22 protein-coding genes and 1 pseudogene are annotated in these 20,504 nt (G+C 57.6%); 3 read left to right on the forward strand and 20 right to left on the reverse strand.

Annotated elements, in window-relative coordinates:
• Positions 1-27: 27 nt before the first annotated feature.
• Positions 28-1,158, forward strand: coding sequence for a cupin domain-containing protein (locus FPY71_RS01905; RefSeq protein WP_149297098.1), 1,131 nt, complete (start codon positions 28-30; stop codon positions 1,156-1,158).
• A 73-nt stretch (positions 1,159-1,231) separates the two neighbouring features.
• On the opposite strand, the gene FPY71_RS01910 is transcribed toward FPY71_RS01905, so the two are convergent.
• From FPY71_RS01910 to FPY71_RS01965, 12 genes are all read right to left on the reverse strand, one after another.
• Positions 1,232-1,792, reverse strand: coding sequence for a fasciclin domain-containing protein (locus FPY71_RS01910; protein ID WP_149297101.1), 561 nt, complete (start codon positions 1,790-1,792; stop codon positions 1,232-1,234).
• Between the two features lie 146 nt (positions 1,793-1,938).
• Positions 1,939-2,673: an anti-sigma factor gene (locus tag FPY71_RS01915; RefSeq protein ID WP_149297103.1), complete on the reverse strand. Its 735-nt coding sequence runs from the start codon at positions 2,671-2,673 to the stop codon at positions 1,939-1,941.
• A complete protein-coding gene (locus FPY71_RS01920) occupies positions 2,658-3,212 on the reverse strand; it encodes a sigma-70 family RNA polymerase sigma factor (RefSeq protein ID WP_149298587.1) in 555 nt (184 codons plus the stop codon). The genes FPY71_RS01915 and FPY71_RS01920 overlap by 16 nt, the downstream gene beginning before the upstream one ends.
• 182 nt (positions 3,213-3,394) lie before the next feature.
• Positions 3,395-4,522, reverse strand: a complete 1,128-nt coding sequence (locus tag FPY71_RS01925; protein ID WP_149297105.1) for an extracellular solute-binding protein — start codon at positions 4,520-4,522, stop codon at positions 3,395-3,397.
• A gap of 38 nt (positions 4,523-4,560) precedes the next feature.
• The gene (locus FPY71_RS01930; protein WP_149297107.1) at positions 4,561-5,331 is read right to left on the reverse strand and encodes an enoyl-CoA hydratase/isomerase family protein; all 771 of its coding nucleotides are present in this window, start codon (positions 5,329-5,331) and stop codon (positions 4,561-4,563) included.
• A 3-nt stretch (positions 5,332-5,334) separates the two neighbouring features.
• The gene (locus FPY71_RS01935) at positions 5,335-6,540 is read right to left on the reverse strand and encodes a CaiB/BaiF CoA transferase family protein (RefSeq protein ID WP_149297109.1); all 1,206 of its coding nucleotides are present in this window, start codon (positions 6,538-6,540) and stop codon (positions 5,335-5,337) included.
• A 38-nt stretch (positions 6,541-6,578) separates the two neighbouring features.
• Positions 6,579-7,859 (reverse strand): TRAP transporter large permease, encoded by a 1,281-nt coding sequence (locus FPY71_RS01940; protein ID WP_149297112.1) that lies wholly within the window; start codon positions 7,857-7,859, stop codon positions 6,579-6,581.
• A 4-nt stretch (positions 7,860-7,863) separates the two neighbouring features.
• A complete protein-coding gene (locus tag FPY71_RS01945) occupies positions 7,864-8,427 on the reverse strand; it encodes a TRAP transporter small permease (RefSeq protein ID WP_149297114.1) in 564 nt (187 codons plus the stop codon).
• A gap of 234 nt (positions 8,428-8,661) precedes the next feature.
• The gene (locus FPY71_RS01950) at positions 8,662-9,639 is read right to left on the reverse strand and encodes a TRAP transporter substrate-binding protein (RefSeq protein WP_246160092.1); all 978 of its coding nucleotides are present in this window, start codon (positions 9,637-9,639) and stop codon (positions 8,662-8,664) included.
• 45 nt (positions 9,640-9,684) lie between these two features.
• Positions 9,685-10,146, reverse strand: a complete 462-nt coding sequence (locus tag FPY71_RS01955; RefSeq protein ID WP_149297116.1) for a MaoC family dehydratase — start codon at positions 10,144-10,146, stop codon at positions 9,685-9,687.
• 192 nt (positions 10,147-10,338) lie between these two features.
• Positions 10,339-11,382 (reverse strand): LacI family DNA-binding transcriptional regulator, encoded by a 1,044-nt coding sequence (locus tag FPY71_RS01960; protein WP_149297118.1) that lies wholly within the window; start codon positions 11,380-11,382, stop codon positions 10,339-10,341.
• Between the two features lie 142 nt (positions 11,383-11,524).
• The gene (locus FPY71_RS01965) at positions 11,525-11,968 is read right to left on the reverse strand and encodes an SH3 domain-containing protein (RefSeq protein ID WP_149297121.1); all 444 of its coding nucleotides are present in this window, start codon (positions 11,966-11,968) and stop codon (positions 11,525-11,527) included.
• Between the two features lie 297 nt (positions 11,969-12,265).
• Here FPY71_RS01965 and FPY71_RS01970 point away from each other — a divergent pair, with 297 nt between their 5' ends.
• Together FPY71_RS01970 and FPY71_RS01975 are read left to right on the forward strand one after the other, a co-directional pair.
• A complete protein-coding gene (locus FPY71_RS01970) occupies positions 12,266-13,102 on the forward strand; it encodes an alpha/beta fold hydrolase (protein ID WP_149297123.1) in 837 nt (278 codons plus the stop codon).
• 88 nt (positions 13,103-13,190) lie between these two features.
• Positions 13,191-13,856 (forward strand): NAD(P)H-binding protein, encoded by a 666-nt coding sequence (locus FPY71_RS01975; protein WP_149297125.1) that lies wholly within the window; start codon positions 13,191-13,193, stop codon positions 13,854-13,856.
• Positions 13,857-13,862: 6 nt separating this feature from the next.
• Here the strand turns inward: FPY71_RS01975 and FPY71_RS18630 are convergent, their stop codons facing one another.
• The 8 genes and pseudogenes from FPY71_RS18630 to FPY71_RS02010 form a co-directional block, all read right to left on the reverse strand.
• Complete coding sequence (locus FPY71_RS18630; protein ID WP_246160155.1) at positions 13,863-15,050, reverse strand: alpha/beta hydrolase; 1,188 nt, start codon at positions 15,048-15,050, stop codon at positions 13,863-13,865.
• Positions 15,051-15,530: 480 nt separating this feature from the next.
• Positions 15,531-16,640, reverse strand: a pseudogene (locus tag FPY71_RS18635) (complex I subunit 5 family protein); the annotation flags it as partial.
• Positions 16,637-18,139, reverse strand: a complete 1,503-nt coding sequence (locus tag FPY71_RS01985; RefSeq protein ID WP_246160093.1) for a complex I subunit 5 family protein — start codon at positions 18,137-18,139, stop codon at positions 16,637-16,639. The gene FPY71_RS01985 and the pseudogene FPY71_RS18635, both read right to left, overlap by 4 nt.
• Positions 18,136-18,462: an NADH-quinone oxidoreductase subunit K gene (locus tag FPY71_RS01990; protein WP_149297128.1), complete on the reverse strand. Its 327-nt coding sequence runs from the start codon at positions 18,460-18,462 to the stop codon at positions 18,136-18,138. The genes FPY71_RS01985 and FPY71_RS01990 overlap by 4 nt, the downstream gene beginning before the upstream one ends.
• The gene (locus FPY71_RS01995; protein ID WP_149297130.1) at positions 18,459-19,412 is read right to left on the reverse strand and encodes a hydrogenase subunit MbhD domain-containing protein; all 954 of its coding nucleotides are present in this window, start codon (positions 19,410-19,412) and stop codon (positions 18,459-18,461) included. The genes FPY71_RS01990 and FPY71_RS01995 overlap by 4 nt, the downstream gene beginning before the upstream one ends.
• Positions 19,402-19,695: a monovalent cation/H(+) antiporter subunit G gene (locus tag FPY71_RS02000; RefSeq protein WP_149297133.1), complete on the reverse strand. Its 294-nt coding sequence runs from the start codon at positions 19,693-19,695 to the stop codon at positions 19,402-19,404. The genes FPY71_RS01995 and FPY71_RS02000 overlap by 11 nt, the downstream gene beginning before the upstream one ends.
• Positions 19,692-19,970: an MrpF/PhaF family protein gene (locus FPY71_RS02005; protein ID WP_149297135.1), complete on the reverse strand. Its 279-nt coding sequence runs from the start codon at positions 19,968-19,970 to the stop codon at positions 19,692-19,694. Before FPY71_RS02005 ends, FPY71_RS02000 begins: the two co-directional genes overlap by 4 nt.
• Positions 19,967-20,497, reverse strand: a complete 531-nt coding sequence (locus FPY71_RS02010; protein WP_149297137.1) for a Na+/H+ antiporter subunit E — start codon at positions 20,495-20,497, stop codon at positions 19,967-19,969. Before FPY71_RS02010 ends, FPY71_RS02005 begins: the two co-directional genes overlap by 4 nt.
• Positions 20,498-20,504 lie beyond the last annotated feature (7 nt).

A 20,504-nucleotide genomic window follows, 5' to 3' on the forward strand; every position in this document is an offset into this window, starting at 1 on the left:
ATCTGTTTATAGTCCGTGGAGAAAATTATGACTGATTTGAAGCAACCGATCCGTGGTACCAAGGGTGCCGACATTGTCGGGCCGCGTAACCCTGCGGTTGAAGCGCAAAATCCCGACATTCTGCTGCCGCCTGCGACGGATAATGGTGGTATTCCCAACCTGAAGTTTCCGTTTGCCATGGCGCACAACCGCCTGGAAGATGGCGGTTGGGCACGTGAGGTCACCCAGCGTGAAATGGGTTCGCTGAAAGAGCTGGCCATTGTCAACATGCGTCTGCCAGCAGGTGTGGTGCGCGAAATGCACTGGCACAAGGAAGCAGAATGGGCCTATGTCCTGAAGGGGAGGGTGCGTTTTTACCTGATTGACGATCAGCGCCAGACGCTGGTGGAAGATCTGGGCCCAGGTGATCTGTGGCTTGCGCCTGCCGGCTTCCCCCACGCGATTCAAGGGCTGGAAGAAGGCACCGAGTTTGTGCTGGTGTTCAATGACGGCAATTTCTCGGAAAACCAGACTTTGCTGGTCACCGAACTGTTTGCGCATACACCGCTTGAAGTGCTGGCCAAAAACTTCGGCGTTCCGGTTGAGGCGTTTGATGGAATTCCAGCTTCAGAGAAGTATATTTTCCGTCAGCCGGTTCCGCCGTCATTGGAAGAGGTGCGCCGCGATCTGGGTGCAGTGTCGTTCACCGACAAATATGTTTTCCGTGGCGCGTCAATCGCACCGACACCCTATCCGGGTGGTGCTACCACCGTGGTCGATGCCCGCAATTTCGAAGTCACCAATCTCGCCGCTCTGTTCATTGATCTGGAGCCGGGCGGCATGCGCGAAATTCACTGGCACCCGGATGCCGATGAAATTCAGTTCTACATCAGCGGAAAAGCCCGCATGACCGTGTTTGATGCGGTCAATAACGCACGGACATTCGACTTTGTGGCGGGTGATGTTGGCTATGTGCCCAAGACGCTGGCTCACTATATCGAAAACACAGGCGATGAGCCGATGCGCATCCTGAATGTGTTTCACACGAGCCATTACCGCGATGTGTCGCTGAACAACTGGCTGGCACTGACACCGCGCCACCTGGTTGAAGGGCATCTTGATGTGGGTGATCCGCTGATGTCGGCGCTGCGTGCAACCCGTCAGCCGGTGGTCAAATAACACTTCGCTGATTTTGTCAGCTTGAATAAAGCGCCGCTCAGAAGGTCTCTGAGCGGCGTTTTTTTGCCTCGCCTCAGCTGGCTGGCAACAGCACTTTGTCGATGACGTGGATAACACCATTCGACTGCTTCACATCGGCAATCGTTACCGTGGCAACGCCACCGGTCTCATCTGTCAGCGTTATCTTGTCGCCGTCCATCTTCGCCTGCAGCTTGCAGCCGCCAACCGTATCCACGGTATGGGTGCCGCCATCATCCGCAATCATCTTTGCAATAGCGGCTGACATCGCCTCAGCGCCGACCACGTGACAGGTCAGCACTTTGGTCAGCTGATCCTTGTTCTCTGGCATCAGCAGCGTGTCAACGGTGCCCGCTGGCAGCGCATCAAATGCTGCGTTAACGGGAGCAAAGACTGTAAACGGACCGGGGCCCGACAGCGTTTCCACCAGGCCGGCCGCCTTGACTGCCGCAACAAGTGTCGTGTGATCTGCAGAATTAACCGCATTTTCGACGATGTTCTTATCGGCGAACATTGCTGCTCCGCCGACTTTAGGGTTGTCCTGCGCTACTGCGACGCCGGTAAAAGCTGATGCCGCAAAAATGCCGGCTGCTAGCATGGAAGTTAACCTGCGCATTGCTGTACTCCTCCTGAATTCTGATCCGCCTTGTGGGGAACTTCAGAAGCTACGGAAGCGCTGGTGGGAAAGTTTCAGCCGGGTCAAAAAAAATATTGAAATGCAGTTCGACCGGAGCGCGAGAATATCTTTCGGCGCGGTATCGGTCAGATTGTCCGCAGGTCGCCCGCAGCAACAACGGGGCCTGTAGGCTCGCCTGACGGTGAACCGCCTTCCGGCTCAAGGCTGATTGCAAACAGTGCTCCGGCTCCAATCAGATCACGGTGACCTGACGCCACCGGTACGTTAACACTGGCGCCGACCGGGATAACGCCCAACGACACTGGGGCACTGTCACCCTCGATCACCCAGAGCTCGAAATCATGATCGGCAGCGCGATCGCCCGAGACATGTGACAACGACACCTCGCCCAATCCGGAATCGTAGACAACCAGATAGCTGACATCGCTTCCCGGATCTGCAAGAGAAGCCACCAGGCGCTCGGAAGGCGCTTTGTCCAAAGTGGGGCTGAGATATGGCATCGCGACAAGCGCGATCAGGCCGATCATCGCCGCGATGGACAAGCCGCGCCAGAAACTCAGCCGTTCAAGCAGGCCGCCCCGTTGCGCGGAAGAGCTTTCGCCCAAGCCAAATAACCGTTGATCCAGAGCAGCCTTGGCAGAAGCCGGCGGGGTTACGTCCTCAAACGCTCCGTTCATGGGTGCGAAGCGGCTTTCCCAGTTTCGAACCAGATTCGCAAAAACCGCGTCATCGCTGATGCGTTTCTCAATGGCCTGGCGCTCGTCCCATGGCAAAACGCCAAGAACGTATTCGGCGGCGATCATATCGTCACCTTCGCGCTCGGGGTCTTTCATGCCGTCGGACGTCATCGCTCCAGACATTCCTTCAATTTCAGCAAACTGCGCCGGAGCCAGGTTCGCATTGTGTTCAACGGTACCTTGTGCCGTTCGGCAAGCTCTGCATAGCTCTCGCCATTCAGATACGCGCCTTGTATGGCAGCAGAACGGCCTTCCTCAAGCTCGTCCAGACAGACGTAAATTCGCTGGGTTTCACCGCTGGCAATCGCAAGCGCTTCCGGTCCAGGACTATCATCCGCAATTTCCATTGCCTCGTCGATTGGCGCAGCACCCCTGCCGCGCGCGCGCGCGCGGTCAATGGAGTGGTTGCGCGCTACGGCCACCAACCACGTTATAGGGCTTAGGTCAGAAACAGCGTACCGGTCGGCCTTGGTCCAGACCTTCACAAAAACTTCCTGCAACGCTTCTTCGGCTTCAGCCCTATCTGACAAGACACGCAGACAGACACCAAAAAGTTTCGCGCTGGTTCGTTGATAAAGCGTGTCAAAGGCCCCGCGGTCCTTCATCGCAACCCGGGTAATCAATCTCGAGATATCTTGCGATGCGGAGGGCAATGTTGACATGACACGCTGGAAATAGGGCATGTCGGACGCGCGTCAATCACTTGTCAAACATGCAGCACTTTGCAGCCCGGAAAGGCGCAAGCCATCGTTTGCTTTGAAAAAAGCTAACAGGAAATGAGAACGAGACGAAGCATTTCTGTTGGATACAAAAATGCTCCGTCTCGGTACAAGGTTGTAAGACGTTAGAAGCTCTGGCGGAAAAGAGCATTCAGATCGGCGATAACCGCATCCGCGGCCTCGCCAGCGCGCAGGCCGCTGCTGATGCGTTCCGATGCCTTGACCTGAAATGCCATGTAGCCGTCATGCCGTGGCCGCAGGAATGAGCCTTCAAGCGTCTCACGCGTGTTGCGATAAAAGTCCCAGGCCGGAGTGTTCACCGCATCAGCCTCCCAGGCCTCTGCATTGCCCGGCTGGCCGCCTGCCGCAGCATAAGGCCCGCTTTGCGCCTCTGCCGCGGCAATCCAGTAGGCAAAGTCAGTCGCCGCCTGCGGATGCTTGGTATAGGCCGACACCGCAATGCCGGTTCCGCCAAGAGCACCGCCAACCGGGCCGTTTTCGCCCACCGCGGGGATATTGGCAAAACCTATGCGCTTTGGCCGGAAACCTTCCCACGCATAGCTGACATAGCCGTAAGTATAAGGAATACAGGCGCTCTGGCTTTCGGCATTTGCCATTTCCTCACTGGCATCAATCGGGTCCATCGCAAAGCATGCCGGGTCCAGATGTGCAACCAGGTCCTGCAGCAGATTGTAAACTTTCGCACCCGCATCCGGTGCAATCAGATCGCCCTGTTCGGTAGAGCAGGGCGTGCCGATATTGGCCGCCAGAGTATAAAATGTCATGAGCGCATGGGGCTCACGCAGTGGCAAAAGCACTTTGCCTTCGCGGGCCAGCTCCATGACTTCCTGCCAGCGGGTCGGTGCCTGTGCCAGCAAGTCCGGCCGATAGGCCTGAACCTGCGTGGCGGCATCGATGGGAAATGCCCACTGACGCCCCTGCCACAAATAGCTGTCATAGGACTGCCCGACCGTCGCCTTGCTCAGCGCGGCCCGTTCGCCTTCGCGTCCGGCCACATCAAGCGGCAGCAGGCAGTTTTCCTGCGTTACCTGCCCGACATGCGGATGGTCAATCACGATCAGGTCGTATGCCTTTGCCAGTTCATCAACCGGAAAGCTTTCAAAATCCTGAAGCGAGCGCTTTTCCCAGACCACCTCAATGCCGGTCTTGTCTTTAAAGATCTGCGAGCAGCGCACCATCGGGTCGTAGCCACGCGGGTGGCTCCAGGTCATGCCCTTCAATGTCACGGTCATGGTCGTAACTCTTGTCTCTTGCTGAATTTCGGGTGGCATCAACGCCGGGTGAACACCGGCGCGCGCTTTTCCTTGAAGGCGGCGCGACCTTCAAGTGCATCGGCCGTTGCAAAGCAGATTGTTTGCAGGTCGCGCTCGTACTCGATGGCCTTTTCCTGCGGCATTGCGAATGCGGCGCGCAGGTTGAGCTTGGCAGTTTCCGCGGCAATGGGCGCACGGGACGCAATGGTCTGCGCTATAGAGTGCGCCCGTGTCATAAGATCAGCCTGTGGCACAACATCGCTGATCAACCCCCAGGCCAGTGCCTTGTCCGCAGGAATGGGGTCTCCGGTCATCAGCATCAACGCGGCATTGGACGCGCCAATGGAGTGGCCCAGAAATGTTGCCATGCCGCCGCCACCGATCCAGCCCAGCTTGATTTCCGGAGCAGCGAACTGGGCGTTATCGGACGCAATGCGAATATCGCAGCTCATTGCGGTTTCCAGCCCGCCGCCAAAGGCATAACCGTTCACTGCGGCAATGCTTGGCTTCAAAAGCTTGCGCATGGCATCGCAATAATCCGGCCGGTTGCGGAACTGCCATGGCGTTTCATACGTGTCCAGTTCCTTGATGTCGGAACCCGCGCAGAAAGCGCGCTCGCCTGCACCCGTCACGATAACGCAGCGGATTGTGTCGCTGTCATTGACCGTTTCAACCGCCGCAATAATCGCGTCAGACATTTCCGGCGTAACTGAATTCAGCTTTTGCGGGCGGTTCAGCGTAATGGTGGCGATATGCCCATCAACGGTGAAGAGAACATCGTTGGTCATGACCTAGAGTTCTCCCTGCGAAACAACGCCGCTTGCCAGAAGCTTTTCAATCCGGTCTTCCGAAAAGCCGGCTTCGGCCAGAACTTCACGCGTGTGCTCACCGGTGATCGGCGCGCCACGTTCAATGCGTGATGGTGTTTTGGAAAAGCGGATAGGGAAGCCCGGTGTCTTGATGTGACCTTCCGTCGGATGGTCGTATTCAACAAAAGTCTTGTTGTGGAGGATTTGCTCATCCTTGAGCAGCTCGTCATAGCCATAGACTGGTCCGCACCAGATGTCGGCAGCGCGAAAGAGTGCCAGCCATTCAGCAGACGTTTTTGTTACCAGCCGCTCACGCGTGCGGGCAAAAATATGGTCGCGCTGTGCCCAGCTGTCTGTTTCATCGTCCATTGTCAGGAAGGACGGTTCACCGATAATTTCGCCAAACGGCTTCAGCGGCGGAAACGCCACGATGATATAGCCATCGCTCGTTGCAAACGCGCCGTATGGTGCGCGAATGTAAACATGCGCGTGAGGTTCAGCCGACCGTGCCTGTGGCTTGCCCGCCACGGTGAACACCGACAGCTCCTGCATCTGGATATTGGTGATGGCATCCAGCATGTTCACCTGAACAAGCTGGCCTTCGCCCGTGCGCTCACGGTGAAGCAATGCCGCCAATGCGCCTTCAAACGCGGTGTAGGCGGCAACAGCATCAACCAGATACTGGCCTGCTGCAGTTGGCGCTTCACCTTCACGGCCTGCCGACAACATGGCGCCGGACATGCCCTGCAAAATAAGGTCCTGACCCGGATGGTTCAGATATGGACCGCTTTCGCCATAGCCGGACATGGAAACATAAACGAGGCGCGGATTGAGCTTGGCCAATGTTTCGTAGTCCACACCCAGCCGTGCAGCAACGCCCGGGCGATAGTTCTGCAGAAAGACGTCTGCGTCCTTGACCAGATCCATCAGGGTCGCTTTGCCCTCTGGCGACTTGAGGTCAATCGCCAGGGAGCGTTTGTTACGGTTGAGCGACAGAAACGACACATTGATGCGGTTGCCCTTTGCACCACCTGCCGAAACATGGCGCTGCCACTCGCCGGTGACTGGCTCGATTTTCACGACGTCAGCACCGAGATCACCCAGACGCTGTGCAGCAAAGGGGCCGGCCATGGCAATGGAGCAGTCTAGTACACGGTAGCCGGAAAGAATGCCGGTGCTTTTGGTCATTTTGGTAGTTCCTTGAATAGAGCTTAGCCTGGCGATGCTTAGTAGAAGTAGTTCGGCAGCCACATCACGATCGGGGACCAATAGGTGATGATGAGAAGCATGATGCCGAGCGGAATGTAGAAGGGCAGGATCGCCCTGATCATCTCGGAAAAGCGGATTTCCGCGATGTGCTGGCAGATGAACAGGATGACGCCCATGGGCGGTGTAATCGCACCAATCAGAAGATTGACGATCATGATGACACCAAGGTGGATCGGGTCGATGCCGAAGACAGCGGCCAGTGGCAGCAGTGCCGGCGTGGCGATCAGCAACACGGCGGTGGTTTCGATGAACAGGCCGAAGACCAGAAGCGCAATATTGACGATGAGCAGGAAGACAACCCAGTTGGCACCGATGGCTTCAAAGAAACCAAGCAGGCCGGACGCATAGTTACCGACTGAGATGATCCAGCCGAATGGCACGGCCGCTGCGATGATGAGCGTGAGAATGCCCGAGGTTACCGCGCTTTGACGAATATGTGCGAACAGCGAAGAAACCGTGAGATCCTTGGTGATGAAGCCGAGCACCACGGCGTAGAGAACGGTGAGGGCACCCAGCTCGGTTGGCGTTGCAAAGCCCATCAACATGCCGGATGTCAGGAAGATTGGCGCAACAAGTGCCGGAAGTGCTTTCCAGAACGTGATGGCAATTACCGGAATGTTGGCGCGCGGCTCTGTTGGCGCAACAACGCGACCCGTGGCAGCAAGCACGTAAACCAGGATCATCAGCGCCACGCCCATTGTCAGGCCGGGAATGATGCCTGCGAGAAACAGCTTGGTTAGCGAAACCTGCGCCGTAACCGCGTAAACCACCATGATAACGCTTGGCGGGATGACCGGGCCGATAATGGCCGAGGCAGCGGTACAGGCAGCCGCGAAGGGCGCACTGTAGCCGTGTTGCTTCATATGCTTGATTTCGATGGTGCCAAGACCCGCGGCATCAGCCTGCGCCACGCCGGACATACCGGCAAAGACCATGCTGCCAAAAATGTTGACCTGCGCCAGACCGCCCCGGATGTGGCCGACAAGGGCCACCGCAAAGGCGTAGATGCGCGCTGCGATGCCTGCGCCGTTCAGAATGTTGCCGGCCAGCACAAACAGTGGAATGGCAATCAGGGGAAAGCTGTCCAGGCCGGATGCCATGCGCTGCACGACGATTGACAGCGGCATCGGCGTGAAGATGTCAATATAGGCCAGGGACGACAGGAACAGCGCGATTGCTACGGGAACTTCGGCTGCAAGCAGAACCAGAAAGCCTGCGAAAAGAACAAATATCGGCACGGGATCAGCTCGCGGTTAGAGGAATGTCTTGCTCTTCAACAGGGAACGGCTCCACGAGCGGTGTCCTGTCCTTGAGCACGATCAACCTGAAGAGGCGTGCCAGGCTTACAAAAGCTGTCACGAAGGCGAAGTAGAAAAGCGGGACTGAGTAGAACCAGGAGCGCGGCACATCGATTGGCAGCGCAATTGTGGAACTGCGGCTCTCAATGGCAATGACGCTTGGCGTGATCCATGCCAGATAGGAGCATCCCAGAAAGATGATGATGTGGCTGAGGATGGCGATCTTGCGCAGCCCCGCCTCATGAAAGTTCGCGCTGAAAAGCTCGACCTTGATGAGCTTGCCCTGCTTCGCGCCATAAGCGGCGCCCACAAATGTAATCCAGATAAAGGCGTAAGTGGCGCCTTCCTCGACCCAGGTTATAGGACGGCCAAACGCATAGCGCGTGAACGTCTGGAGAGCGATGGACAGCACGATGAAAACCATCATGACCACCAGCGCCGAAATCTCTATGCGGGCGATGAAGCGGATCAACCCCGCAAGAAACCCGTCAATTCGTTTAGCAAGCATTGGTTCTAACCTTTTCGCGGAATGCGCCCATTTGGCATGCCAAAGGTGGCCGACCCGAACATCTTCGCCATTCAGGGAATTGCGAAGATGTTCCAGGTCGTTGTTTGCAGTAAATTTATAACGCGAACTGCTTTAACCGCCGGCCACCGGCATCAAGTCAGACCGTGTCGGTCTGACTCCTTGTTCGTCGCATTGTCTTTTAGTTGAAACATATCTGTTTCAACAAGAAATGCTTTATTGCAACGCCTGAATGCTTGCCCACAGACCCTTTGGCCAGAACCCTTCGGCTTCCAGCTTTTCAACCGCAACCTCGGAGCGCTCGCGAAGCGGTGCCACGTCAATTTCAGTCACGGTCGCGCCGTCGGCTGCCATCTTCTCAAGCGTTTCCGCCTGCTCGGCAGTGACAGTGTCTGTCTGCCACTTGACCGCGTCTTGAGCGGCAGTGGTCAGCAGTTCCTGAATTTCAGGGGTTTGTGCTTCAAACCATGCATCATTGACTGCAATCTGCGCGATGATGCGCACATGGTCTGTGCGGGTCACATGCTTGGCTGCTTCGTGGAACTTTGCACCATAAAGCGAGGAGATGCCGCCTTCAGCGCCTTCAACAACACCAGTTGAAAGGCCAAGGAACGTTTCACCCCATGCAACGCGTGCCGGCGATGTGCCCAGTGTTTCCCACAGCGCAAGATAAGTGCGGATTTCCGGAACGCGCATCTTCAGACCAGCAAGATCATCAATGCTGCCGATCGGGCGGTTGGAAACCATGACGCGAATCTGGCCCGGGCCGGCAGCCAGAATACGGATGCCCTGCTCAACACGCAGTTTCTCAACGGCTTCCTTATAGGCGTCGCTGTTGATGAAGGCCTCAACATGCGCATTGTCACGGAACAGGAAGCCCCAGCTGACAATGTTCAGCTCCGGAACCCAGTTGGCATAAAAGCTGAAATCGTCGCCGTAGAACTGTACCGCGCCGCTCATCACCTGCTCGATGACCTGAACGTCGTTGCCAAGCTGCTCGCCACGAATGAACTCAAGCTTGATTTCGCCTTCGCCGCGCTCGTTCACCAGATCAACGAATTTCTGGTTCTGGCGGTCGTACACACCCTCCAGTGGATCAGCGCCGCCGAAAACGGCGGAAACCTGCGCCGAGGCAGTGCCAACCATGGCCAGCATCGCCAGAGCGCTGATCATTCCTCTTCCAAACAATTTCATGCTCTTCCCTCCCTTAAATCCAAGCGGCTGATGCCACTTGTCGTCTCAAGCCTGCCGGAGCGTCTCCGGGGCTTTTTCCACCATCCGTATGTGATCGCTAACAAGAACGGTTTCACCGCGCTGGTTCACAACCTCGCACCGCTCTGTCACACGGCCATATTGCGGTTTGCGCGGGTCATCCATCTTTTCGATAACCGTAATCCGGGTCTGGATTGTATCGCCGATGAACACCGGGCGCACGAAGCGCAATTTGTCATGCCCGTAACTGAATGAAGCGGGATTTACCTCGGAGGCCGCAAGGCCAATGCCGATGGAGAAAACCATGGTTCCATGCGCAATGCGCTGACCGAACGGGGTTTTCGCCGCAAACTCGGCATCAACATGATGAGGGAAAAAGTCGCCAGTGTGCCCTGCGTGAACCACAATATCCGTTTCGGTTATCGTGCGTGTTGGCGAAGAGCGTGATGCGCCTATGGCAAATTGTTCAAAATAGACAGCAACCGACATGGCAATCCCTCCCTGATGCGCTGACATTCGCAAGTTCGGCACAGGGTCACTTTGGTCCCATGCCGGATGACCAAAGATTGGTCATTACGAATGGCGGAATCGTGAGCCTCCACTCAGAATTCCATAAATTCGTGTTAGCGCTATCAAAAAAAGATGTCAATTGCTTTCGAAATGGCATTCCGGTTTAATCTGTCAGGCACTCGCGCGTCGCAGAAGTTGCAACGGCACCACCGTCTGCGACAGCGCTTTTGCCGGCTCGTCCAGGCGGGCCAGAATTGCCTTTGCGGCAAGTGCGCCGATCTCTTCAAATGGCACGGCCACGGTGGTCAGAGAGGGCACAACGGCGTCAGCAAAATCGTAATTGCCAAAGCCGCATATTGCCAGTTGTTCCGGCACGCGCAGCCCGCGCCGGTTGCATTCCAGCAAGGCGGAGATAGCCAGAGTGTCAGCGCTGAAAAAAATTGCCTGGGTCAGAGGATCAATCTCAAGAACACGGTCCAGCCCGCGCACTCCATCGCCGATAGGCATGGGCAGCGTCAGCTCGATGCGGGCCACCGGGGCCAGCCCATCTTCCGCCAGTCTGGAACACAGCCCCTCATAGCGCTTGTTGGAGCGGTGGTCCTGATCCGACCGCCCGCCGACATAGGCGATTCGGGTTAGCCCGCGACTGCGGAAAAGCTCGGCGACCATGCGTCCGGCATCGAAATTGCTGAAACCAACCGACATGTCCATGGCTTTGTTGTCGCCATCAAAGGTCTCAACCACCGGCACTCCGCTGCTCTTCAGAAGCTGGCGTGTCAGGTCTGTATGCTGGGTGCCCGTCAGAATGAAGCCATCCGGCCGCCGCTCCATGAAAGACTGCACAAGCCGCTGCTCGCGAAGCTCGGAATAGTCGCTGTGTCCTATGACGACCGAGAAGGAATGCTCTTCAAGAACCCGAACAATATGGTGCACTTCCTGCGCGTAGACGCTGGCAGACAGGCTGGGAATGATGACTGCAACAATATGGCTGACACTGGAAGCCAGAAGCCGTGCGGCGCTGTTGGGAATATAATTCAGATCGCGAACCGCCTGCTCCACGAGCTTGCGTGTTTCTTCCGCAACAAGTTCCGGGCGGCTGAGCACACGCGATACGGTCTGAGTGGAGGTTCCAGCCAGCTTGGCAACGTCTTCCATTTTAACACCGCCGCTGGAAAGGCGGCGGCTTCGCTTGCGCTTGGCTGGCGTGTCAGACATGGGCTCTCCCTGATCGCGATTCGCCAGAGAAGTAGCTTATATTTCACGCTATGCAAACGCTAACACTGACTTTGCAATCGGCGCTTGCGTTTGCAACTGCAATTGCCATCTGCCGGCGTTAAATTCGCCGACGGAGTTTGGCTCAGCTGTCGGAATCGAAATCCAGCAACCGGCCGTCGGCCGCAAATTCGGCTTCAAATTCTCGCCCGTCAGCCAGGCGGCCTTCGATTTCTACACGCCCATCGCTTTCAAACTCGATTTTCTCAAGCTGTGCATCAGCAGGCCATGATGCACTTTCAACAACAGCGGCAGGCACAAGGCTGCGAATATCGGCAATGGGGAAAAGGTCATTGCCTCGCGCTTCAATATCCTCAATCACACCCTTGCCATCAATATCGACCTCAACGCGTGCACCGCCGGGAAGCGTGCCGTGAATGCGCTGTCCATATTCGGCTCTGGATTTTTCGCGGATCTGGATATCGCTCAATCCCAAGGCTGATGCCGCCTGTGGAATGTCCTGGGCCAGAACACTGCCCGGACTGGCAAGCAAGGCTGCCATAAGAATGATTGAGAAACTGCGCTTCATGGAAATCCTCCGTTTGTCCGCCTGCTTCAGGCGGCGTCGAATTTCATACCTAGGCAGTCATAATTTCCATTCAACTTGTGCTTGCGGCTGCAGCTTCCAATTTCAGCAATGAAAGACCATCAGTTTTTCGTGAGTGCATACCTGCGAGCGGTGAGCACTCGAGAAAGAATGCGTTGAAATGACAAGGCATAATCGGGACTGACTGATCGAAAAAGTGTAGTCTGGCTTCGCAGTTCACTTTTTCGAAAATCGCCAGAGTTCAATCAGATCTTTCACACACAGGAAGGGGACACGATCATGACGTTTGTGAAGACGCAGGACGGCGTGCATATCTTCTACAAGGATTGGGGGCCCAGAGACGCCCAACCTATTGTGTTTCATCATGGCTGGCCGCTCAGCGCCGACGACTGGGACACGCAGATGCTGTTCTTTCTTGCCAACGGCTTTCGCGTTGTTGCGCTTGACCGGCGTGGACATGGCCGATCGAGCCAGGTCAGCGAAGGGCATGATATGGACCATTATGCAGCCGACGCATCTGCCGTGGTTGAGAACCTGGACTTGAAAAATGCCATACATGTTGGTCATTCGACCGGTGGCGGGCAGGTTGCGCGCTATGTTGCAAGGCATGGCCAACCGCAGGGACGCGTTGCCAAGGCTGTTCTCATCAGCGCCGTACCACCGTTGATGGTTAAAACCGAAAACAATCCGGGTGGTTTGCCAATAGAGATATTCGATGGCTTCCGGGCGCAACTGGCTGCCAATCGCGCGCAGTTTTACCTCGATGTGGCATCCGGCCCTTTCTACGGCTACAACCGCCCCGGCGCTGACGCATCGCAAGGCATTGTTCAAAACTGGTGGCGGCAGGGCATGATGGGCAGTGCGAAAGCCCATTATGAAGGGATCAAGGCATTCTCGGAAACGGATCAGACTGAAGATCTGAAAACAATCACTGTTCCGGTACTGATCATGCAGGGCGATGACGACCAGATTGTGCCCTATAAAAACGCCTCACTGCTTCAGGAGCAGCTTCTTCAAAACAGCACTCTGAAAATCTATGCGGGCTTTCCACATGGCATGCAGACCACAAACGCCGAAACAATCAACGCCGATCTTCTGGCCTTCATCACCAGTTGAGCATTGACCTGAATTGCCAGCGGGGGAGCATCATAGGGTTGGGCCCCCGCTAACCCGCAACTGAAGTTAACCTGAAAGATCGTTGTCCATGACGCAAAAAGTGCTTCTTGCTGGCAGTACCGGGCTGGTGGGAGGGCTTGTCAGCGCCCGCCTTTCAGCACGCGCGGAGTTTGAACTGATCAAACTGGTACGAAGCGGCTCATTGGCATCCGGCAGTGCCGTTGATTTTGAACAATTGTGCAGGTCGCCGGACGAATTGCTGATGCCTGTCGCACCACACGGTGTTGATGTTGCAATTTCGTGTCTGGGCACAACCATTCGCACCGCCGGATCGCAGCCAGCAATGTTTCGGGTTGATCATGATTATGTTTTGGCTGTTGCCAAAGGTGCAAAGGCTCTGGGCGCGAAGCACTTTATTCTTGTGACATCCGTGGGGGCCGGTGGGCCGGGCTTCTATCTTCAGACCAAGGGCCGGATTGAACAGGCCGTCACTGCGCTTGGCTTTGAACGGCTGGACATTATCCGCCCCGGCATACTGCTTGGCAGCCGTAACGAAAGGCGTGTGGGTGAGGCGATAGGCCAACGCGTGGTTTCGGCTCTTCAGCCGATCATGGTTGGACCACTCGCGCCCTATGCTGCAATTTCGGCGGAAACGGTGGCCGATGCGGTGGTGGAGCTTGCTGCCGCATCCGCTCCCGGCAGCCGGATCCATGAAAACAGTGATCTTCGTCGCGTCGCCGGAACACAGCGTTGACGACAATTATTCAATCGCCTGCAAATCAAGGCCGATCTGCTCAATCTGCTCGCCGTAGGTTCGGCGTGTGTTCGGATCAATCACCGCCAGCGGTGCACTGATGGTGGCGCCTGCAACGCCACCAACCGCCTTGCCAAGGCCAATTGTCAGGCCGCTGATACGCTCGCCCAGACTTGCCTCGGAATCCGTCATCAACTGCCCGGCAATCAGGCGGTTTCCAATCAACTGAATGATTTCCGGATTGTCGGCGAACTTGCCGTGGTGAAGTCGATCGGCACCGGACATGCCGCTGAGGTCAAGAACAACAATTCCGGATTCCTCAAGCGCTGCACGGTAGCGCTCTGCGGCCGGATCAATTTCACCCAACCGCGTGACATTGCCCGATATACGGCGGGAAATTCCCAGGGCGCGATCGCGCTGTGACGTGAACAGAAAAACCTCCGGGCGCGGGTTGGGAATTCTGCGCCATTGCGTGGCAAAAACGTCGCTGTCGATGTCCGGTGACGCCAGAATGACGTTTCGAAGTTTGGGGTCGATGCGGCCATCCTTGATTGCCATCTGCCGCAAAACCTCCATGACCGGCCAGGCGCCCATTGAATGCGCAAGCACGGTAATTTCGCCCACATCACGATCCGCGATGACAGTTCGCAAAAGCGTTTCAAGACCATCACGGGAGAAATTGGTGCTTTCCCGGTCGTAAAGATAATCAAAAACCCGCGCCCGCGATGGCCAGGTGAACAGGATGGGCGCGACATCGGCCCCGGAATCATGAACAATCTGGGCAAAGCGATAAACCGCATCGTCGAAGCGATTGTTAAAACCGTGTACGAAAATCAGGACGCGGCGGTTTGCGGGAAGATGCTCGCTCAGCCATTGCCGCGCTTCGGTTTGGCCGGCCAGCGGAGTGACATTCAGCGTCGCAAATTCCCGGGCCGGATTGGCAGGCAGCCGGCTAGGCCATTGCACCTGCCCAACCTCTCGCGCGTTTTCCGGCGGTATGGAAACGCCAATGTTCAGGAGCGAGAGGGCAGAACCGCGTTCGCCGGAAAATATGACGCCTGGCTCGCTTGTCGGGGCACGGGTGGTTGCCACCAGCAGATCCACTCTGCTGGCATCCGGCACAGTGCTGTTGCTCGGCACCAGCACACCGGTGGGGCGGCTGGCACAGCCGGAAAGCACCAACGCGAAAACCATTGCCACGATGACCACTGCAAGGCTGCCGACGCGCCACCGGCGCAGCGTGGCGTCGCAACTGGCGGCAATGCCGCTGAACCACTGACCTGCTGTGCCGCCCCGCTGCGCAATCAACAAAATATCGCCCGGTGGCACTGTTGGCAGCTTTGCGCCCGCACGGCGCATGGCAAATGTCAGCAAAAGGCCCAGCGCAATTGGCCAGGCAGCGGCCCAGAGCATTTTCGGGTTCATCAGATCGTCCAGTAGAATGTCGGGAGCTGCTATTCGCGGATAAATTGACCACAATATCCCAAGCGATGCCAGCGCCATGACAGCAAAAGCGGACACTGCGCCCTTGAACCCCAGTGATGCATCTGGCGAAGAGGAGGGTGCAGGAAGCAATGTGAGAAAATGCGCCATGAGCAGCGCGCTGCCCACGGCGGCCATGGTGGCAATTGTTGCCGCCAGCCCGAAGCCAAGCAGCGGGTAAACCGCCATTTTTGCGACATAACCGCCGCTGAGTGGCAGTCCGGCAAAGCTGAACGCGAGAATGGCGATGATGACGGTCAAGACGCGGCGGCCCTGTGCGCCGGTGAGAGTGAGAACGCCGAGCCCCAGAAACAGCGCTCCTTTTACGATTATGTGGAAACCGGCATAAAGCGCTGCTGGCAGCAGGTCGCCATCTCCCAACATCAGGCCAAGCCCGAGAATTGCGGTCAAAAAACCCATCTGGCTGACGGTGGAGTAGGCCAGGACCGATTTTGGATATGTTTGTGTCAATCCAAAAGCAACGCCGTAAAAGGCCGACAGGCAGCCAATGATTGCCAATACGTAACCCCATTCCGGAAGCCCGGTTTCAAACGGCATGAAGCGGATAAGGCCTATGATCCCGGCCTTGACGCCGACCCCGCTGAGCACGGCGCTGGCGGCTGTGGGCGCGTTGACATGGGCGGGCGGCAGCCAGAAATGCAGCGGTACCAGGCCGATTTTTATGGCAAATGCGGTCACCAGCATCGCATAGGCAAGATTTGCGTTGGCAGACAGAGGCAGCGCCGCAACTGCCTGGGGTATGGAGTGCGAGGCACCACCGGCCGCCAGCGCCAGCAACACCAACCCCAACAGCAAAGCCGCCTCGCTGATAAGGGTGAAAATCATATACACCCGCCCGGCCCGCAGGGCGTTGTGCGAGCCCTCATGCGTTATGAGCCCATATGCTGCCAGGCTGCCAAGCGAAAACATGAAGTAGAAGCTGATAAGGCCACCAGCCAGAAACACTCCGAGGCTGCCGGTCATTGACATCAACCACCAGATTGCAAAACGCGTCCGGCGCGGATCGTTGGCCATGGTCAAAGAGGCGTACAGGCTGGCCGCCATCCACAATAGGGCAGCAATGCCAAGCAGAAGCCGCCCGGGCGAATCGATTGTCAGAGTCAGGCCCGACAGTGGCAGCGTGACCGTGCCATCCGGCGTGACGAACGCTGCAGCAAACGCGGGAAGCGGGGCCAGTGCCATGAACCTGATGACATGGGCGCGAATTGGCGAAACCAGACAGCCAGACAGCAGCAAAATCGGGGTCAGAATGGCGAGTGTAACGAACAGTTGGTCGGTCATTGCACAGCACCATCGTTGAAAGACTGGCCGATCATCGAGATATCCAGCACTGCCTGCGGCAGGAAGCCCAGTGCAATGGCAACCAGAGCAAGGCCAAGAACGACAATCTGCGGTCCGCGTCGCGGCGTCTGCAGCAGGCGTGGTGCTGCGTCAGGGCCGCCGAATGCCAGGCCAACAACGCGGAAGATGTACCCCCCGGCGAGAATGCCGCCGACAAGGATGGTTATGGCCAACCACCATTGCTCCTGCGCCGCGGCGGCTGTCAGCAGCAGCCATTTGGCCGAAAAGCCGCCACTGGGTGGCAGCCCGACCAGCGAAAGACCGGCCAACGCAAAGGCAAGGAATGGAATGGGAAGCGATCGGGCACAACCGCCCATTGCCGCTATGCGGTCGTGCCCGAAAGCTTGTGCCACAAGACCGGCAGCCATGAACATCGCGGCCTTGGCAAAAGCGTGAGATACGAGTTGCAGGGTCATTCCTGTCCACGCCACGCTGGCCCACGCGCCACCTTGCAGCAGCGGAAACACCAGAAACAGATATCCGAGCTGGGCAAGCGTGGAATATGCCACCATAAGCTTCAGTCGAGGCTGCCGCATGGCGATGAGGCTTGCAAACAGAATGGCGGCAGCGCCGAGCGCGCCAAGCATCGGGGCGGCGGCGCTTGCCATCTCCTCTGGCGCGACATCCACCCACAACCGCAGCACAATGACGAATGAGGCTTTGACCACCAGTGCCGAAAGCACTGCGCTGGCCGCTGCAGGTGCGCCTGAATGCGCGGCTGGCAGCCAGAGGTAAAGTGGAAACAGCGCAGATTTGGCCAAAAGGCCGGCGGTCATGATGGCCAGGGCGCACCAGGCAACGGGTTCATCTGAAACAAGGGTGGAAAGAAGCTGAATATCAAGAACGCCATAGGCGCCATACAGAAGTGCAATGCCCAGCAGATAAAGCGCAGAGCCGAACAGGGCAAACATGAGATAGCGAAGCGCAGCAGCCAAAGCCCGCGGTTTGCCATCCAGACAAACCAGCGGAACAGCGCTGAAGGTCAGGAGTTCAAGAGCCACAAACAGGTTGAAAAAATCGCTGCTGACAAACACGATGTTCAGCGCGCACCAAAGTGCCAGAAGCAAAATCCAGAACATCAGCGGTCGGCGGGCTTCGGTTGCTGTGCTGGCCATATCCGCCTGCGCAAACAATGCCGTTGCCGGCACCAGCAGTGCCGACAGCAGGATGAGAACTGCCGACAGGCCATCTGCCCGCAAAGCCAGCCCCAATGGCGGCTGCCATCCGCCCAGTAGGGCAACAAGCGGAACCTGCATGCCATGAATCTGCAAGGTTATAAGACAGGCGACAACCAAAGTGGCAGCACCGGTTGCCAGCACTATGCGGAAGCTGTGCCGGTGGTTGGCCAGCAGCACAAGCATCGCTCCGGCGATTGGCAGGATGATGATGAGAACCAGCAGCAGGCTGCCCGCATCGACCGGGTCTGCGATGGGGATCACGATGCCTCGTCCTCCGCTTCGGTATCATCGATCCCGGAACTGCCCTGCGCATCGACAAGCCGCATCAGCAAGGTTACGGCAAGTGCAGTGGCGGCAAATGCAACGACAATGCCGGTGATGACCATGGCCTGAGGCACAGGGTCGCCAGCAAAGCCAGCCGCCGCGCCCCGCCGGGCGATAACGCCGAACAGAATGAAAATGCCGCCGCCCATGAGGTTGAAGGCCAGAATTTTGCGCAATGGCCTGGGGTCTGAAATCAGGCCATAAAGACCAAGTCCCACAAGGGCGGCAGCACACAGGCCAAAAAGTGTGGCAGTGCTCATCGCGCTTCCCCGTGCAGAGGTGGTCCGGCAACCAGCATGGCAAGTGTTACGGCAATGGACAGGGTCAACATGGCTTCAACCGCCACGATGACCGGCTTGGCCCAACCGGCGGGATAGGCCAGAAAGCCGCCCCACAATGCTGCGCCAACAAAGCCCACAGCAATGAAGAAAACCGGCCCGGCCACCAGGGCCGCCCGTAAAGCCCGAGACGAAATACGGGGCGCTGGGCGCAATCCTGCAAGAATGACCAGTGTCCAGCCAGCCGCGATGACGGTGCCGCCCTGAAACGCGCCGCCCGGCGCATCCGCGCCTATCCAGACCAGCGCAATGCCGATCAGTACAGTGAATGGCGGCAGCAATTGTGCCAGAAAGGGCAATGGCCCGCCGGATTGCGCAAATTGCGGACCTGCCCGGCCGCCCCAGGCGTCATCCGTTGCCAGCGACCAGACTCCGATCAGGGCCAGCAGCAGCACAATCATTTCCAGCAGCGTGTCGAGGCTGCGATAGGCCAGAAGCACAGCGGTGACCGGGTTGCCCACGCCCGTTCGCGCCAGTTCGGCCGCGGCCGCCGGGGCCAGCGTTGCCGCCTCATCCGGCAAATTCAGAACCAGAGCACCCAGAGCAAGGGTCACGCTGCCGCAACAAAGGGCGGTGATAGCACGGATGAGGCCGCTGGCCGGCCGCATGGTTTCATGCTGCGGGGCCTGTGTTTGAAAGCGCAGCCGCGTTGCCGCCCGCAGCAGCAAAGCTCCAGTCAATCCGCCGCCGATGGCCGCCTCGGTCAATGCAATATCGATAGAGCCCAGCCGAACCCAGACAAGCCCGAGCAACAGCCCATAAGCTATGAATCCGGCCGTTGCGGCCAGGCTGTCTCTGACGCGAATTGTCCAGGCAGCAAGGCACAGAACCATAAGGCCGATGACCACATCAAGCGCGGTTTCAAGCATCATGCGCGTTCTGCCGCGCCAACCGGGCCAGCAATTGTGCCACGGTTGCGCCTGCCAGTTGCGCCAAAACCCAGACACAGATGATTTTCAGCGCGCCAAATGGCCAGCTTGCTTGCGGCAGCACGCCCAGGGCAATCAGCCCCAGCCCCAGATTGTCCACCTTGGTCAAGGCGTGGAGGCGGCTGAGCGTATCCGGAAAGCGCAAAAGGCCGATTGTGCCGGCCATGAAGAAAAATGCGCCACAGGTCACCGCCACAATGCTGAAAACCATCAGAGCGGTGCTCATTGGCTGTCCTCGCCCTGGCTGGTGGAACGGGTCACCCAGACATAAAACGTTGCAGCCGCAAAGGCGGCCAGAAGTGCCAGCATCAGCGCAACATCAACAATCGCTTCATTGCCGCTCACAGTGGCCAGCAGAAGAAGCACCGCTGCTCCGCCGGTTCCCAGCAATTGCACCACCATGATCCGGTCCACAATGCCCGGGCCGATGAGAAGGCGAACAAGGCCAAGCCCGGTCATGACCGGAATGAAGATTGCCGCTGCCAGAAAAATGTCGTTCATGGCGGGGTACCCACTCCGCCTGCACGCCTGAGCAACGCTTCATCCCTTGCCATTCCGGATGCAGAGGGTCGGTTGACATCCAGGCAATGCAGGACCAGGGTGCCGTCCCGCCGTTCCTCTACCGGCATTGAGCCGGGAAACAGACATTCGATTGTGGTGAACATGTTGCGCGCAGGACCGGCGGGCAGGTTGGTGTGATACGTTATGAAACCTGGCGCAATGTTGAGATCCATCGCCCGGCGCGCCGTGTAAATTCCGGCGAGAAATGACTGCCCGGCAAATCTGAACAGAAGCCGCATGCTAGCCAATGGCGAAAAACGTGCCGGGCTCTGCGGGATCAGCAGGAAACTGGTCCAGCTTGCGGCAAAAGCGGCAAACAGGCCAATGATCAGGTCTGCAATGCCTGCACCAGCCAGCCCGAGCCACAATACGTAAAATATGACGGTGCGGCGCATGAGGCCAAGCGCGCCCACCCGCGCTGCGCGCCTGGGTGTGGCTGTTGCTTCATTTTTCTGCGGCGATATCATCGGCTCT

Origin of the sequence: Aureimonas fodinaquatilis (genome assembly GCF_008369445.1) — a bacterium.
GTDB classification, from domain to species: domain Bacteria; phylum Pseudomonadota; class Alphaproteobacteria; order Rhizobiales; family Rhizobiaceae; genus Aureimonas; species Aureimonas fodinaquatilis.